This is a genomic window from Streptomyces sp. NPDC127177 (assembly GCF_042672475.1).
Lineage (GTDB): Bacteria > Actinomycetota > Actinomycetes > Streptomycetales > Streptomycetaceae > Streptomyces.
The window spans coordinates 1-15,668 of the sequence record NZ_JBHXUW010000100.1 but is presented as its reverse complement, the minus strand read 5'-3'; the positions used below and the strand labels follow the sequence as shown (position 1 = coordinate 15,668).

Annotated in this window: 11 protein-coding genes; 6 read left to right on the top strand and 5 right to left on the bottom strand. The window is 69.7% G+C overall.

Annotated features, from left to right (window positions below; genetic code table 11):
- Positions 1–45: 45 nt before the first annotated feature.
- Both ACFVJX_RS34985 and ACFVJX_RS34980 read right to left on the bottom strand, forming a co-directional pair.
- Positions 46–951, bottom strand: coding sequence for a tRNA (adenine-N1)-methyltransferase (locus tag ACFVJX_RS34985; protein ID WP_384131823.1), 906 nt, complete (start codon positions 949–951; stop codon positions 46–48).
- 61 nt (positions 952–1,012) lie between these two features.
- Entirely contained in the window at positions 1,013–2,263 is a 1,251-nt protein-coding gene (locus ACFVJX_RS34980) for a site-2 protease family protein (protein ID WP_384131837.1), read from the bottom strand.
- Positions 2,264–2,434: 171 nt separating this feature from the next.
- Here ACFVJX_RS34980 and ACFVJX_RS34975 point away from each other — a divergent pair, with 171 nt between their 5' ends.
- Together ACFVJX_RS34975 and ACFVJX_RS34970 are read left to right on the top strand one after the other, a co-directional pair.
- A complete protein-coding gene (locus ACFVJX_RS34975; RefSeq protein WP_384131834.1) occupies positions 2,435–3,280 on the top strand; it encodes a RecB family exonuclease in 846 nt (281 codons plus the stop codon).
- Between the two features lie 10 nt (positions 3,281–3,290).
- Positions 3,291–3,962 (top strand): response regulator transcription factor, encoded by a 672-nt coding sequence (locus tag ACFVJX_RS34970; protein WP_363030406.1) that lies wholly within the window; start codon positions 3,291–3,293, stop codon positions 3,960–3,962.
- Positions 3,963–3,998: 36 nt separating this feature from the next.
- Here the strand turns inward: ACFVJX_RS34970 and ACFVJX_RS34965 are convergent, their stop codons facing one another.
- The 3 genes from ACFVJX_RS34965 to metH all read right to left on the bottom strand — a co-directional run bounded on the left by ACFVJX_RS34965 (position 3,999) and on the right by metH (position 10,297).
- Entirely contained in the window at positions 3,999–5,600 is a 1,602-nt protein-coding gene (locus ACFVJX_RS34965; protein WP_384131821.1) for an ABC transporter substrate-binding protein, read from the bottom strand.
- 363 nt (positions 5,601–5,963) lie between these two features.
- Positions 5,964–6,665, bottom strand: a complete 702-nt coding sequence (locus tag ACFVJX_RS34960) for an HAD family hydrolase (protein ID WP_384131818.1) — start codon at positions 6,663–6,665, stop codon at positions 5,964–5,966.
- A gap of 119 nt (positions 6,666–6,784) precedes the next feature.
- A complete protein-coding gene (metH, locus tag ACFVJX_RS34955) occupies positions 6,785–10,297 on the bottom strand; it encodes a methionine synthase (protein ID WP_384131815.1) in 3,513 nt (1,170 codons plus the stop codon).
- A 239-nt stretch (positions 10,298–10,536) separates the two neighbouring features.
- Here metH and ACFVJX_RS34950 point away from each other — a divergent pair, with 239 nt between their 5' ends.
- The 4 genes from ACFVJX_RS34950 (at position 10,537) to ACFVJX_RS34935 (ending at position 15,547) form a co-directional block, all read left to right on the top strand.
- Entirely contained in the window at positions 10,537–11,301 is a 765-nt protein-coding gene (locus ACFVJX_RS34950) for an IclR family transcriptional regulator (RefSeq protein ID WP_384131812.1), read from the top strand.
- 238 nt (positions 11,302–11,539) lie between these two features.
- Entirely contained in the window at positions 11,540–12,331 is a 792-nt protein-coding gene (locus ACFVJX_RS34945; RefSeq protein WP_384131809.1) for an MIP/aquaporin family protein, read from the top strand.
- 55 nt (positions 12,332–12,386) lie between these two features.
- Positions 12,387–13,928: a glycerol kinase GlpK gene (gene glpK / locus ACFVJX_RS34940; protein ID WP_384131806.1), complete on the top strand. Its 1,542-nt coding sequence runs from the start codon at positions 12,387–12,389 to the stop codon at positions 13,926–13,928.
- 5 nt (positions 13,929–13,933) lie between these two features.
- Positions 13,934–15,547 (top strand): FAD-dependent oxidoreductase, encoded by a 1,614-nt coding sequence (locus ACFVJX_RS34935; RefSeq protein ID WP_384131803.1) that lies wholly within the window; start codon positions 13,934–13,936, stop codon positions 15,545–15,547.
- Positions 15,548–15,668 lie beyond the last annotated feature (121 nt).

Sequence of the window (15,668 nt, the reverse complement as noted above, 5' to 3'; positions counted from 1 at the left end):
GGGTCGGTCCGGGAACTCGGCGGCGGCGCCGGTCTGTTGCCGCGGTCAGTCGCGGGCGGGGCCGCTCTGGCTGCCCGGGCCGTCGTAGTCGTCGCCGTAGGCGCCCTTGGAGGGGCGGCGGCGGCGCGGCGGGGCCTGGACACCGTCGGCCAGCCGGCGGGCGGTGACGAGGAAGCCGGTGTGGCCGATCATCCGGTGGTCGGGGCGGACGGCGAGTCCCTCGACGTGCCAGTTGCGGATCATCGACTCCCAGGGCTGCGGTTCGGCGAAGCAGCCGATCTCGCGGATGGACTCGACCGTCCGGGAGAGCTGCGTGGTGGTCGCCACGTACGCGCAGAGGATGCCGCCGGGGACGAGCGCCTTGGAGACGGCCTCCAGGGTCTCCCAGGGCGCGAGCATGTCCAGGACGACGCGGTCGACGTCGGTGTCCGTGAGGTTGTCCTGGAGGTCGCCGACGGTGAGCTGCCAGGCGGGGTGCGGGCTGCCGAAGTAGCGCTCGACGTTCTGCTGGGCGATCTCGGCGAAGTCCTCGCGGCGCTCGTACGAGTGCAGCATGCCCTGCTCGCCGATGGCGCGGAGCAGGAAGGTGGAGAGGGCGCCGGATCCCACGCCGGCCTCCACGACGCGGGCGCCGGGGAAGATGTCGCCGAAGGCCAGGATCTGCCCCGCGTCCTTGGGGTAGACCACGGCGGCGCCGCGGGGCATGGACAGGACGTAGTCGGGGAGCAGGGGACGCAGCGCGAGATAGGCGACGTTCCCCGTGGTACGGACAACACTGCCCTCGGGAGCACCGATCAGCTCGTCGTGCGAGAAAGAACCCTTGTGGGTGTGGAAGTTCTTTCCGGCTTCGAGCGTGAAGGTGTAGTGGCGTCCCTTGGGATCCGTGAGCTGGACCTGGTCCCCGACCTTGAAGGGCCCGCGTCGGCGGGCGGCACCGGTCGGTTCAGACATGTGACCAGCGTACCGGTGTTTCCGAGGGCTCCGACCGCTTGTACGGGCGGGGGCGCGGGGCTCAGGCGGCGGGGCGGGCCATGGCGGCGACGAACGCGCGTTCCACGTCGGCGGTGGAGAGTACGCCGTAGATCTCGCCCGTTTCCTCGATGACGAGGTACTCGGTGGCGGGGCTGGCCTTGAGCCGGTCCAGGAGGGCTTCGCCGGCCAGTTCGGCGGAGACCTTCATGCCGTCGGTGAGGTCCTGGGCGAGGCCGCTGACGGCGACCCAGGGGCGGCGGTGCTCCGGGACGGAGACGATGGCGGCCTCCCTGACGACGGCCTTGGGTTCGCCGGTGGCGTCCACGACGACCAGGGCTCGGGCGCCGGCTTCGTTGGCCCTGCGCAGGGCCTCGGAGAGCGGGGTGGCGGCCTCGACGGGCACGGCCCGTCTGGTGAGGGCGCGGGCGCGCAGGTCGGGGAGGTGCTCGCGCAGCCGGGCCATGCGCAGGCTGTTGCCGGCTCCGGTCCAGATGATGGCGGCGAGGACCGCGGCGAGCAGCGCGTCGATGACGGTGTCCATGCCGCTGAGGCTGTCGGTGTCGTTGCCGAAGGAGCCGGTCCGGGTGAGGAGGGGAAGGCCGATGAGGGTGGTGACGGCCAGCGCACGGCCGACCCAGGCCGCTGCGACGGTGCCGCTCATCGGGCGGCCGGTGATCTTCCAGACGACGGCGCGGAGCATGCGGCCGCCGTCGAGCGGGAGGCCGGGCAGCAGGTTGAAGACGGCGACGATGAGGTTGGAGATCATCAGTCCGCCGAGCAGGACGCCGGGGACGGTGCCGCGCTCGACGAAGTTCAGCGGGATGTAGAAGAGGCCGGCCAGCACGAGGGAGAGCAGGGGGCCGACGAAGGCGAGGACGAATTCGCGCCCCGGGGTCTCGGACTCCTTCTCGATCTCGGAGACGCCGCCGAAGAACTGGAGCTGGATGCGGCGCACCGGGAGCTTGTAGCGCAGCGCGACCACGGTGTGCGCGAGTTCGTGGACGAGCACCGAGGCGTAGAAGGCGATGGCGAAGAAGAGCGCGACGAGGTAGCGGGCGGCGCCGAGGCCGGGCAGGACCCGGTCGAGCTGGCCGCCGAAGACCCAGGTGATCAGTGCCGCGACCAGGAACCAGCTCGGTGCGACGTAGACCGGCACTCCGAAGGGGCGGCCCATGAGGATGCCGCCTCCGGGCTCTTCGCGGCGCCCCGGTTTGCCCTTGTCGGGGCCGGTGCCGGGGTCTGTTCCCCCAGCGCCGGGCTGCGGCCGCCCGCTGTTGCCGCTCTCGTCCACGAGGTCCCTTCGGTCGGTGCCGTCCGGCACGATCATGCAGTGTTACGGGGTCTGTGGTCGATGGTATGCCGGTTGTTGTCAGTGGCGGGTCGTAGGGTCTTCGTCATGACCTCAGTACCGCGGCCGGCGCAGCCACCCTCGTCCCTTTCCCCGTCGCGGGCGAGCGACTTCATGCAGTGCCCCCTGCTGTACCGCTTCCGGGTCATCGACAGACTGCCGCAGAAGCCCAGTGAGGCGGCTACCCGGGGGACGCTGGTCCATGCGGTGCTGGAGCGGCTGTTCGACAACCCGGCGACGGAGCGCACGCCCGGCCGGGCCACGGCCTTGGTTCCGGGGCAGTGGGACCGGCTGCTGGAGTCGAAGCCGGAGCTGTCGGAGCTGTTCGCCGAGGATGCGGGGGGTGAGCGGCTCTCCCGCTGGCTGTCGGAGGCGGAGCGGCTGGTCGAGCGCTGGTTCTCGCTGGAGGATCCGACGCGGCTGGAGCCCGCCGAGCGGGAGCTGTTCGTCGAGACGGAGCTGGAGTCGGGGCTGCGGCTGCGCGGGGTGATCGACCGGATCGACGTGGCACCGACGGGTGACGTCCGGATCGTCGACTACAAGACGGGGAAGGCGCCGCGTCCGGAGTACGCGGAGGGCGCCCTGTTCCAGATGAAGTTCTACGCGCTGGTCATCTGGCGGCTGAAGGGGGTCGTGCCGCGCCGGCTCCAGCTCGTCTACCTCGGCAGCGGGGACGTGATGACGTACGACCCGGTGGTGGCGGATCTGGAGCGGGTGGAGCGCAAGCTGCTGGCTCTGTGGGAGGCGATCTCCCTGGCCACGGAGACCGGTGAGTGGCGGCCGCGGCCGACGAAGCTGTGCGGCTGGTGCGACCACCAGGCGCTCTGTCCCGAATTCGGTGGGACTCCCCCGGTGTATCCGCTGTCGGTGCGCCCGGCGGAATCCCCGCAGGATGTGCAGGGCAGAATGGACCCGGTCCGCGCTGAGGCCGGCCGGCCTGTGGCCCTCGAAGGACCTTGAAGGAGTATCCGTGGCAATCCGCGTCCTACTGGTCGATGACCAACCACTGCTGCGCACCGGCTTCCGGATGATCCTGGAGGCGGAGGGCGATCTCGCGGTGGTGGGCGAGGCCGGGGACGGTCTCCAGGCTCTCGACCAGGTACGGGCGCTGCAGCCCGATGTGGTGCTGATGGACATCCGGATGCCGCGGATGGACGGTGTGGAGGCGACGCGCCAGATCACCGGCCCCGGCCGGGACGGTCCGGCGAAGGTGCTGGTGCTCACCACGTTCGATCTCGACGAGTACGTGGTGGAGGCGCTGCGCGCCGGTGCCAGCGGCTTCCTGCTGAAGGACGCCCCGGCCAATGAGCTGGTGCAGGCGATCCGGGTGGTCGCGGGTGGCGAGGCGATGCTCGCCCCGAGCATCACGCGCCGGCTGCTGGACAAGTACGCGGATCATCTGCCGTCCGGTGAGGAGCCGGTGCCGGACACGCTGAACACGCTGACGGACCGCGAGGTGGAGGTCCTGAAGCTGGTGGCGCGCGGGCTGTCGAACGCCGAGATCGCCGCCGACCTCTTCGTCAGCGAGACGACGGTCAAGACGCATGTGGGCCACGTCCTGACGAAGCTGGGGCTGCGCGACCGGGTGCAGGCCGCCGTGTACGCGTACGAGAGCGGACTGGTGCGCCCCGGCGCCCAGTGACCCTGTCGGGTCGGGGGCCGGGGCGGGGTCCGACCCTCAGCCGGCGCTGCGGCTCAGCTCCCAGAGCTGGAGATCGGCGGAGGAGTTGACCGCCCACTCCACGCCGGTGATGCCGTCGCGGGAGGCGACGTACTGCTTGCCCTGCCAGACCGGGAGGACGGGGACGTCCTCGGCGACGATGTCCTGGAGCCGCGCGAAGGTGTTGGCGGCGGCGCTGCGGTCGGCTTCGCGGCGGGAGTCCGGGATGAGCGTCCTCCGGGCGAGGTCCGAGGTGTAGGGCGAGTTGAGGAAGTTGTCCTTGTCGAGGAACGGCGCCGTGTAGTTGTCCGGGTCCGGGAAGTCGGGGAACCAGCCCATGCCGTAGGCGGCGTACTCGCCGCGCAGTTCCGCCGGGCGGTAGGTGGACCATGGGGTGCCCTTGACGGTCACGTCGAACAGTCCGGTGTCGTTGAGCTGCTTGCGCAGCGTCCTGAACTCGGTCGCGGTCGCGTCGCCGTAGTGGTCGGTCGTGTAGTGCAGGGTGAACTTCACCGGAGTGTGGATGCCTGCGGCCTTCAGGATCGCCGCGGCCTTGGCGGTGCTGGGCTCGCCGTACTTGTTGAAGAACGAGTTGGTGTGTCCGGCGATGCTGGACGGGATCAGTGAGTACAGGGGTTCGGCCGTGGTGCCGTACACCTCGCTGGCGATCTGACCGCGGTCGATGATCTGGGCCATCGCCTGGCGGACCGCCTTGTTCCGTACGGCCGGGTCGTCGGTGTCGAATCCGAGGTAGCTGATGGCCAGGCCCGGCATCTCGGTCAGCTTGATGCCGTCCTGCGGGTTCTCCAGCATCCGCTGCGACTGCTTCGGCGACATGGTGCGGGTCATCATGTCGATCTTCTTGTCGTCGAGCGCCTTGCCCATGGCGGCGGCGTCGGGGAAAAGATCGAGTTCGACCTTGTCGTTCTGCACCTTGAGATCCCCCTTGTAATGAGGATTTCTGGTGAAGACGACTTTCACGACCTGATCGTTCTTCACTTCCGGCTTCATCGTGTACGGACCGGAGCCGTCCACCTGGAATCCCTTGCGCCCGGAGTTCGCCGGGTAGGTGCCCGGCTTGACTATTCCGGCGGGCGGGGTGGCGAGCTTGTAGGGGAAGGTCGCGTCCGGGGCCCGGAGATGGAATACGACCTCGCGGTCACCCTTGGTCTCGATGGTGTCGATGTTGTTGAGCAGGGTGACGGGCCCATTGGTCGACTTGATCCGGATGACGCGGTCGATGGAGTACTTGACGTCCTCGGCGGTGACCTTGCTGCCGTCTGCGAACTCCAGTCCGCTGCGCAGCTTGCAGCGGTAGCTCTCGTTCGCCGTGTCCGTGAAGGCGCAGCTCTCGGCGGCCTCGGGCACCGGCTCGCCACCGCCGCGCGGGACGTGCGTCAGCGTCTGTACGGTCTGCCGCAGGACGTTCCAGACGCCTGCCTCGTAACCGATGGCGGGGTCGAGCGGTGCGGGCGCGTCCTTCGAGGCGACGAACTGGTCCGTGGTGCCGACAACGATGGCGCCGGTGCCATCGCTCCCACCGTCCGCCGCGCCGCAGGCGGCGAGTGCGGGCGCGAGCAGGCCGACGACGGCCGGCAGCACCAGAGTCTTGCGGTTCATCTTGGACGTTCTCCCTCATCCGGTCATGGAGAAAACGACATTAGTAGGCCGCATAGCCATTGCCGGACCGGCGTCGTCCGATCAGCAATCGCCCGGTCACGGGAATGCGCGACGAGTCGATTCCCGGATACCGGAATGATTAGTACAGGGATTCATGAACCGGGACACTTGGTTCCGTCAAATCGGACAGCCGAGCGAATCCAGTGGACCGCGTTGGACCAATAGGGTGACGAAGGTCACCCGGTGAACGGTTTTGCGGCATTGACATGAACCCGACTTGCTTGCACATGAGCGCGACAGAATGGGCACGGTCCGGCCCGAGAGCTTCTCTATTCGTTCACAGAAATACGCTCGGTGTGCGGATCAACGCATTCCCGTGACCAGTCCCCTGAGAAATGCGAGATCGACTTCTTCGAGGGAGCCGACGACCACCCGGCCCGGCGCGGGTGCGATCGGCGACACGGACGGCACGGCGACCACCCGGCATCCGGCGGCCTCCGCGGCCGCCACCCCCGTGGCGGTGTCCTCGATGACCGCGCAGAGCCGGGGATCGGCACCGAAGCCCTTCGCGGCGGCGAGATACGGCTCCGGGTGCGGCTTCGTACGGGTGACCTCGTCCCCCGCCACGGTGAGCGCGAAGTGGTGGTGACCGACCGAGTCCAGCACCCGGTCGATGATCCGCCGGTGCGAGGCGGAGACCAGGGCCGTGGGGATCCGGTGCCTGCCCAGCTCGGCCAGCAGCCGCGCCGCGCCCGGCATCAGCGGCACTCCGAGGCCGATGCGCTTCTCGAAGCGGTCGTTGAGCAGCACGGTCACCTCCGGGAGCGTGATGTCGGCGCCGGTGGAGTCGATCAGGTACTGGGCGCTGCGGGTCATCGGCCCGCCGACGACCACGTCCCGCCACGCCTCGTCCAGCCCGTGCCCTAGGTCGGCGAAGACCTCCACCTCTACGTCCCACCAGAAGCCCTCGGTGTCGACGAGCGTGCCGTCCATGTCGAGGAGAACGGCCTGCAGGGCCGCACCCTCGGCCGTACGGCTCAGGGACGCGGGGATCGTACTGGTCATCCGGCACACCTTCCATGAGGGGCGAGAAGGCCGGCCGCCTTTCCCCGGAGGGAGGCGACCGGCCTGCACTGGACCGACCAGTCTACGACTCGTCCGGCGACCGCGCGGCGAACGGCGTCCTACCGCGCGTTGAAGTACTTCGCCTCCGGGTGGTGGATGACGATCGCGTCGGTGGACTGTTCGGGGTGCAGCTGGAACTCCTCGGAGAGGTGCACGCCGATCCGCTCGGGCTGGAGCAGGTCGGCGATCTTCGCCCGGTCCTCCAGGTCGGGGCAGGCGCCGTAGCCGAGGGAGAAGCGCGCGCCCCGGTACTTCAGCGCGAACATGTCCTCGACGTCGGCCGGGTCCTCTCCGGCGAAGCCGAGCTCCGAGCGGACCCGGGCGTGCCAGTACTCGGCGAGCGCCTCGGCCAGCTGGACGGAGAGCCCGTGCAGCTCCAGGTAGTCCCGGTAGGCGTTGGCCTCGAAGAGCTTGGCGGTCTCGCCGCCGATCCTGGAGCCGACGGTGACGACCTGGAGGCCGATCACGTCCGTCTCGCCGGACTCCTCCGGGCGGAAGAAGTCGGCGAGGCAGAGCCTGCGGCCGCGGCGCTGGCGCGGGAAGGTGAAGCGGGTGCGCTCCGAGCCGTCCTCGTGCAGCAGGATCAGGTCGTCGCCCTTGGAGACGCAGGGGAAGTAGCCGTAGACGACGGCGGCTTCCAGCAGGTTCTCGGTGTGCAGCTTGTCGAGCCAGCCCCGCAGGTGCGGGCGGCCCTCGGTCTCGGCCAGCTCCTCGTACGTCGGTCCGTCGCCCGCGCGGGCCTGCTTGAGGCCCCACTGGCCCTTGAAGAGGGCGCCCTCGTCGAGCCAGGAGGCGTACTCCTTGAGCTGGATGCCCTTGACGACCCGGGTGCCCCAGAAGGGCGGGGTGGGGACGGGGTTGTCGACGGCGACGTCGGAGCGGACGCCCTCCTCCGGCTCCTCGACCTCGAGTACGGCCGTGTCCCGCTTGGGCACGCGGCGCTGCTTGAGCTCGGGGAGGGTGGCGCCGGGGACGCCGCGCTTGACCGCGATGAGCGCGTCCATCAGACGCAGCCCCTCGAAGGCGTCGCGGGCGTAGCGGACCTCGCCCTCGTAGATCTCGTGGAGGTCCTGCTCGACGTACGCCCTGGTCAGGGCGGCGCCGCCCAGGATGACCGGGTACTCGGCTGCCAGCTTGCGCTGGTTCAGCTCCTGGAGGTTCTCCTTCATGATCACGGTGGACTTGACCAGGAGGCCGGACATGCCGATGACGTCGGCCTTGTGCTCCTCGGCCGCGTCCAGGATCGCGGAGACGGGCTGCTTGATGCCGATGTTGACGACGTTGAAGCCGTTGTTGGACAGGATGATGTCGACGAGGTTCTTGCCGATGTCGTGGACGTCGCCGCGGACGGTGGCCAGGACGATGGTGCCCTTGCCGTCGGCGTCCGACTTCTCCATGTGCGGTTCCAGGTGGGCGACCGCGGTCTTCATGACCTCGGCGGACTGGAGCACGAAGGGCAGCTGCATCTGGCCGGAGCCGAAGAGCTCGCCGACGACCTTCATGCCCTCCAGCAGGGTGTCGTTGACGATGTCGAGGGCCGGGCGGGTCAGGAGCGCCTCGTCCAGGTCGGCCTCCAGGCCGTTCTTCTCGCCGTCGATGATGCGGCGCTGGAGGCGCTCGTCGAGGGGCAGCGCGAGGAGTTCCTCGGCCCTGCCCGCCTTCATCGACTTCATGTTGACGCCCTCGAAGAGCGCCATGAGCTTCTGCAGCGGGTCGTAGCCCTCGGAGCGGCGGTCGTAGATGAGGTCGAGGGCGACCTTCGCCTGCTCGTCGTCCAGGCGTGCGATCGGCAGGATCTTCGACGCGTGCACGATGGCGGAGTCGAGTCCGGCCTTGACGCACTCGTCGAGGAAGACGGAGTTGAGCACGACACGGGCGGCCGGGTTGAGGCCGAAGGAGATGTTCGAGAGGCCGAGTGTGGTCTGGACGTCCGGGTGGCGCTTCTTCAGCTCGCGGATGGCCTCGATGGTGGCGATGCCGTCCTTGCGGGACTCCTCCTGCCCGGTGCAGATGGTGAAGGTGAGGCAGTCGATGAGGATGTCCGACTCATGGATGCCCCAGTTGCCGGTCAGGTCCTCGATGAGCCGCTCCGCGATGGCGACCTTGTGCTCGACGGTGCGGGCCTGGCCCTCCTCGTCGATGGTCAGCGCGATCAGGGCCGCGCCGTGCTCGGCCGCGAGCCGGGTGACCTGCACGAAGCGCGACTCGGGTCCGTCGCCGTCCTCGTAGTTGACCGAGTTGAGCACCGCGCGGCCGCCGAGCTTCTCCAGTCCGGCCCGCAGCACGGGCAGTTCGGTGGAGTCGAGGACGATCGGGAGGGTGGAGGCGGTCGCGAACCGTCCGGCCAGCTCGTCCATGTCGGCGACGCCGTCGCGGCCCACGTAGTCGACGCAGAGGTCGAGCATGTGCGCGCCCTCGCGGATCTGGTCGCGGGCCATCTCCACGCAGTCGTCCCAGCGGGCCTCCAGCATGGCCTCGCGGAACTTCTTGGAGCCGTTGGCGTTCGTGCGCTCGCCGATCGCCAGGTACGAGGTGTCCTGGCGGAACGGAACGGTCTGGTAGAGGGATGCGGCGCCGGGCTCGGGACGCGGGTCACGGGTGGTGAGGGAGGCGCCGCGGACGCGGTCGACGACCTGGCGCAGGTGCTCCGGGGTCGTACCGCAGCAACCGCCGACCAGCGAGAGGCCGTACTCCTGGACGAACGTCTCCTGGGCGTCGGCGAGTCCTTCGGGGTCGAGCGGGAAGTGCGCCCCGTCCTTGGTGAGCACCGGCAGTCCGGCGTTCGGCATGCAGAGCAGCGGGATGCGGGAGTGCCGGGTGAGGTAGCGCAGGTGCTCGCTCATCTCGGCCGGGCCGGTCGAGCAGTTCAGGCCGATCATGTCGACGCCGAGCGGCTCCAGGGCGGTCAGCGCGGCGCCGATCTCGGAGCCGAGCAGCATGGTCCCGGTCGTCTCGAAGGCCAGCGAGCACACCAGCGGCAGGTCGCTGCCCAGTGCCTCCAGCGCACGCCGCGCGCCCAGGACGGCGGCCTTGGTCTGCAGGAGGTCCTGTGTCGTCTCGACGATCAGCGCGTCGGCGCCGCCCGCGATGAGCCCCTCGGCGTTCTGCTGGAACCCGTCACGCAGTGTGCCGTACGGGGCGTGGCCGAGCGTCGGCAGCTTCGTCCCGGGGCCCATGGAGCCCAGGACCCAGCGCTGCTGTCCGGTGGAGGCGGTGAACTCGTCGGCGACCTCACGGGCGATGCGCGCGCCGGACTCCGAGAGTTCGTACACCCGCTCGGGGATGTCGTACTCACCGAGGGCCGCGGTGTTCGCGCCGAAGGTGTTCGTCTCCACGCAGTCCACACCGACCGCGAAGTACTCCTCGTGCACGGAGCGCACGATGTCGGGTCGGGTGAGGTTGAGGATCTCGTTGCAGCCTTCGAGGTTCTCGAAGTCCTCGAGCGTGGGGTCCTGTGCCTGGAGCATGGTGCCCATGGCACCGTCGGCCACCACCACTCGGGTGGCGAGCGCCTCGCGGAGGGCTGCGGCTCGGGTCCGGCTGTCGGCGGAAGGGGTCGGCGACGAGGCCATGGATGTACTCCCTGGGATGCGACGGCTGTCGGCTTTGCGGCTTCGGCGGAAGGCGCACCACGCCAGCGTAGCCGTGTGGCCTCCCGCCCCGTCACTCTGTCCCACGAACCGGACTGCATGCTGTTCACGGGGCTGTTCGGACCGGCGAGCGTGTCGCAGAATTCTGCTGCGGTCGAGCGAGGGTCGGCATCGACCGATACTGTTCAGCATTGTCGAACGAGTGGAGGAGTACGGACACGATGGCCAAGAACATCCAGTCGCTTGAGCGGGCGGCCGCGATGCTGCGACTGCTGGCGGGCGGCGAACGGCGGCTGGGACTGTCCGACATCGCTTCGTCGCTGGACCTGGCCAAGGGCACCGCGCACGGCATCCTGCGCACGCTCCAGCACGAGGGTTTCGTCGAGCAGGACACCGCCTCCGGCCGCTACCAGCTCGGCGCCGAGCTGCTGCGCCTGGGCAACAGCTATCTGGACGTCCACGAGCTGCGGGCCCGCGCCCTGGTCTGGACGGACGACCTGGCCCGCTCCAGCGGCGAGAGCGTCCATCTGGGCGTCCTGCACCAGCAGGGCGTCCTCATCGTCCACCACGTCTTCCGGCCCGACGACAGCCGCCAGGTGCTGGAGGTCGGGGCCATGCAGCCACTGCACTCGACGGCCCTGGGCAAGGTCCTGTCGGCCTACGACCCGGTGGCGCACACGGAGGTGATGGAGGCCGGGCGGCAGTCCTTCACGCCCCGCACGGTCACCGATCCGGCGGAGTTCGAGTCGATGCTCGATCTGATCCGGGCTCGGGGCTGGGCGTCCGACATGGAGGAGACCTGGGAGGGCGTGGCCGCGGTGGCCGCACCGATCCACGACCGGCGCCGGATGCCGGTCGGAGCCGTGGCCGTCACCGGCGCGGTGGAGCGGGTCCGCACGGACGGCGAGCTCCGGCCGGACCTGATCGCGGCGGTGCGGGACTGCGCCCGGGCGGTCTCCCGGGACCTGGGCGCCAGGCGCTTCTGAGTCCCCGCGGGCCGTCGGTGACCGGCGGTCCAATCGAGTTCTAGGCCACACACCCCTTGACGCCCCATTCACCTGGGAGAAACACTGCCGTTCACCGGTCGGCATTGTCGAACACCTAACGGAAACAAGCGTTAAGGTGTGACAAGTGCCAAGGGCCGGAAACGCCCTTACATGAGGGCGCGGACCACCGGAGGGACCCGGGGTTCGGCTTCCTGGACGAAGGACAAAGGAGTCGCGGGTGTCCAGCTCCGACATCTTCATCGGCGAGACCATAGGTACCGCCGTACTCATCCTGCTCGGCGCCGGCGTCTGTGCCGCCGTCACGCTCAAGCACTCGAAGGCACAGAACGCCGGCTGGCTCGCGATCACCTTCGGGTGGGGTTTCGCGGTCCTGACCGGCGCCTATCTGGCGGGCGGGGTTTCCGGCGCGCACCTCAACCCGGCCGTCACCATCGGTCTGGCGATCGAGGGCGGCACCAAGTGGAGCGACGTACCGCTCTATCTCGCCTCCCAGCTGCTCGGCGCGATGATCGGCGCGGTGCTGGTCTGGCTGACCTACTACGGACAGTTCCGGGCGCACCTCACGGACCCGGAGATCCTCAAGGCCCACACGGGTGACGAGGGCATGGTCGACCCGGCCGCGGCCCCCAAGGCCGGACCGGTGCTCGGCGTATTCTCGACCGGCCCCGAGATCCGCAACGCCGTACAGAACGTCATGACCGAGATCATCGCCACGGTCGTGCTGGTCCTGGCGATCCTCACGCAGGGTCTCAACGACGACGGCAACGGCCTCGGCGCGCTCGGCGCGCTGGTCACCGCCCTGGTGGTCGTCGCCATCGGCCTCTCGCTCGGCGGGCCGACGGGCTACGCGATCAACCCGGTCCGCGACCTCGGTCCGCGTATCGTGCACGCGCTGCTTCCGCTGCCGAACAAGGGCGGTTCCGACTGGGGCTACGCCTGGATCCCGATCGTCGGCCCCCTCGTCGGCGGCGCGCTGGCGGGCGGGCTCTACAACCTCGCCTTCGCGTGAGCCACCGGGCCCAGAACCGTAACCCCAAGACCCCACAGACCTCCGGGAGCACACCGTGACCGACGCACACACCACCGGCACCCACGGAACCGGGCCGTTCATCGCGGCCATCGACCAGGGCACCACCTCCAGCCGCTGCATCGTCTTCGACAAGGACGGCCGGATCGTCTCCGTCGACCAGAAGGAGCACGAGCAGATCCTCCCGAAGCCGGGCTGGGTCGAGCACAACGCGACCGAGATCTGGGAGAACGTCCAGGAGGTCGTGGCCGGCGCCATCGTCAAGGCCGGCATCACCGCCGCCGACGTGAAGGCCATCGGCATCACCAACCAGCGCGAGACCACGCTGCTCTGGGACAAGAACACCGGTGAGCCCGTCCACAACGCCCTCGTCTGGCAGGACACCCGCACCGACGCGCTCTGCCGGGAGCTGGGCCGCAACGTGGGCCAGGACCGCTTCCGCCGCGAGACGGGCCTGCCGCTCGCCTCGTACTTCGCCGGGCCCAAGGTCCGCTGGCTGCTCGACAACGTCGAGGGGCTGCGCGAGCGGGCCGAGCGCGGCGACATCCTCTTCGGCACCATGGACTCCTGGGTCATCTGGAACCTGACCGGCGGCACCGAGGGCGGTGTGCACGTCACCGACGTCACCAACGCCTCGCGCACCCTCCTGATGAACCTGCACACCATGGCGTGGGACGAGAAGATCCTCACCTCCATCGGCATCCCGGCCGCGGTGCTGCCCGAGATCCGGTCCTCGGCCGAGGTCTACGGCCACGCCAAGGGCGGCGTGCTCGACGGCGTGCCGGTCGCCTCCGCGCTCGGCGACCAGCAGGCCGCGCTGTTCGGCCAGACGTGTTACGCCGAGGGCGAGGCCAAGTCCACGTACGGCACCGGCACCTTCATGCTGATGAACACCGGTCACACGCCCGTCAACTCCTACAACGGGCTGCTCACCACGGTCGGCTACCAGATCGGCGACCAGCGGCCGGTGTACGCCCTGGAGGGGTCGATCGCCGTCACCGGTTCGCTGGTGCAGTGGATGCGCGACCAGATGGGCCTGATCCAGTCCGCGGCCGAGATCGAGACCCTGGCCTCGTCGGTCGATGACAACGGCGGCGCGTACTTCGTGCCCGCCTTCTCCGGACTGTTCGCCCCCTACTGGCGCCCCGACGCCCGCGGCGTCATCGCCGGTCTCACCCGCTACGTCACCAAGGCGCACATCGCCCGTGCCGTGCTGGAAGCCACCGCCTGGCAGACCCGTGAGATCAGCGACGCCATGACCAAGGACTCCGGCGTCGAGCTGGCCGCGCTCAAGGTCGACGGCGGCATGACCTCCAACAACCTGCTGATGCAGACCCTCGCCGACTTCCTGGACGCACCCGTGGTGCGTCCCATGGTCGCCGAGACCACCTGCCTCGGCGCCGCCTACGCCGCCGGCCTCGCCGTCGGCTTCTGGCCGGACACCGACGCGCTGCGCGCCAACTGGCGCCGGGCCGCCGAGTGGACCCCCCGCATGGACGCGGACACCCGCGACCGCGAGTACAAGAGCTGGCTCAAGGCCGTACAGCGGACCATGGGCTGGCTCGAAGACGAGGAGTAGACAACATGACCACCCTGCAGAGCGTCCCCGCCCTCGGGACGCATCCGGCCTCCGGCTCCCTTCCGAGCCGTGCCGAGACCCGGGAGCAGCTTTCCAAGGCGACGTACGACCTCCTGGTGATCGGCGGCGGCATCCTGGGCATCTCCACCGCCTGGCACGCCGCGCAGTCCGGACTGCGGGTGGCCCTGGTGGACGCCGGCGACTTCGCCGGCGCCACCTCCTCCGCCTCCTCCAAGCTGCTCCACGGCGGTCTGCGCTACCTGCAGACCGGCGCGGTGAAGCTGGTCGCGGAGAACCACTTCGAGCGGCGTGCGGTGTCCCGTCAGGTCGCACCGCACCTCGCCAACCCGCTCACCTTCTACCTGCCGGTCTACAAGGGCGGTCCGCACGGCGCCGCCAAGCTCGGCGCGGGCGTGTTCGCGTACTCGGCGCTCTCCGCTTTCGGTGACGGCGTCGGCCATGTGATCAGTCCGGCGCGGGCACAGCGCGACGTGCCGGAGCTGCGCACCGACAACCTGAAGGCCGTCGCGGTCTACGGCGACGACCAGATGAACGACGCCCGGATGGCGCTGATGACGGTCCGCGCGGCCGTCGAGGCAGGTGCCGCCGTGCTCAACCACGCCGCCGTCACAGGGCTCCGCTTCACCAGTGGCCGGGTGACGGGTGCCGAGCTGCGGGACTCGGTGGACGGCACCGAGTTCGGGATCAACGCCCGTCTGGTGCTCAACGCCACCGGGCCGTGGGTCGACCACCTGCGCAGGATGGAGAACCCCGACGCGGCGCCCTCGATACGCCTTTCCAAGGGCGCGCACCTGGTGCTCAAGCGCACCCGCCCGTGGAAGGCCGCGCTCGCCACCCCGATCGACAAGTACCGGATCACGTTCGCCCTTCCGTGGGAGGACATGCTGCTGCTCGGTACGACGGACGAGGAGTACGAGGGCGATCCCGCGGATGTCGCGGTCACCGAGAAGGACACCGCGCAGATCCTGGACGAGGCGGCGTTCTCCGTCCGCGACCAGCAGCTGTCACGGGACCTGATCACTTACTCCTTCGCGGGTCTGCGGGTGCTGCCGGGTGGTCCCGGCGACACCTCCAAGGCGAAGCGCGAGACCGTCGTGACGGAGGGCCGCGGCGGGATGCTGTCCGTGGCGGGCGGTAAGTGGACGACGTTCCGCCACATCGGCCGCACGGTCATGAACAAGCTGGCCGCCCTTCCGGGGCACCCGCTGGCCGAGGACATGGAGCCGATGGCGCGGCTGCCGAAGAAGCTTCCGCTGCCGGGGATCGCCAACCCGAACGCGGTCGCGCACCGGCTGCTGGTCGACGGCGGGACGCCCGGACCGCGGATGTCCGCCGACACGGCACGGCACCTGGCCACGCACTACGGTTCGCTCTCCTTCGACATCGCCCGGCTGGCCAACGAGGACCCGGTCCTCGCCGAGCGCATCCACCCGGACGCGCCGGAGATCTGGGCGCAGGTCGCCTACGCCCGCGACCACGAGTGGGCCGAGACGGCGGACGACGTGCTGCGGCGCCGGACGACGCTGACGATCCGGGGCCTGGCCACGGACGAGATCCGGGCCGGTGTCGAGTCGGTGCTCGGCGACCGCCGGAGCTGAGCAGGGAGAACGAGCGGGGGGGGGGGGCGGGGGGGGGCCCCCCCCCCCCCCCGGATGGGGGTAACAACCCCCCGTGCCCCCCCAACCGCCCCCCCGCCGGGAATAAAAAAAAAAAAAACCA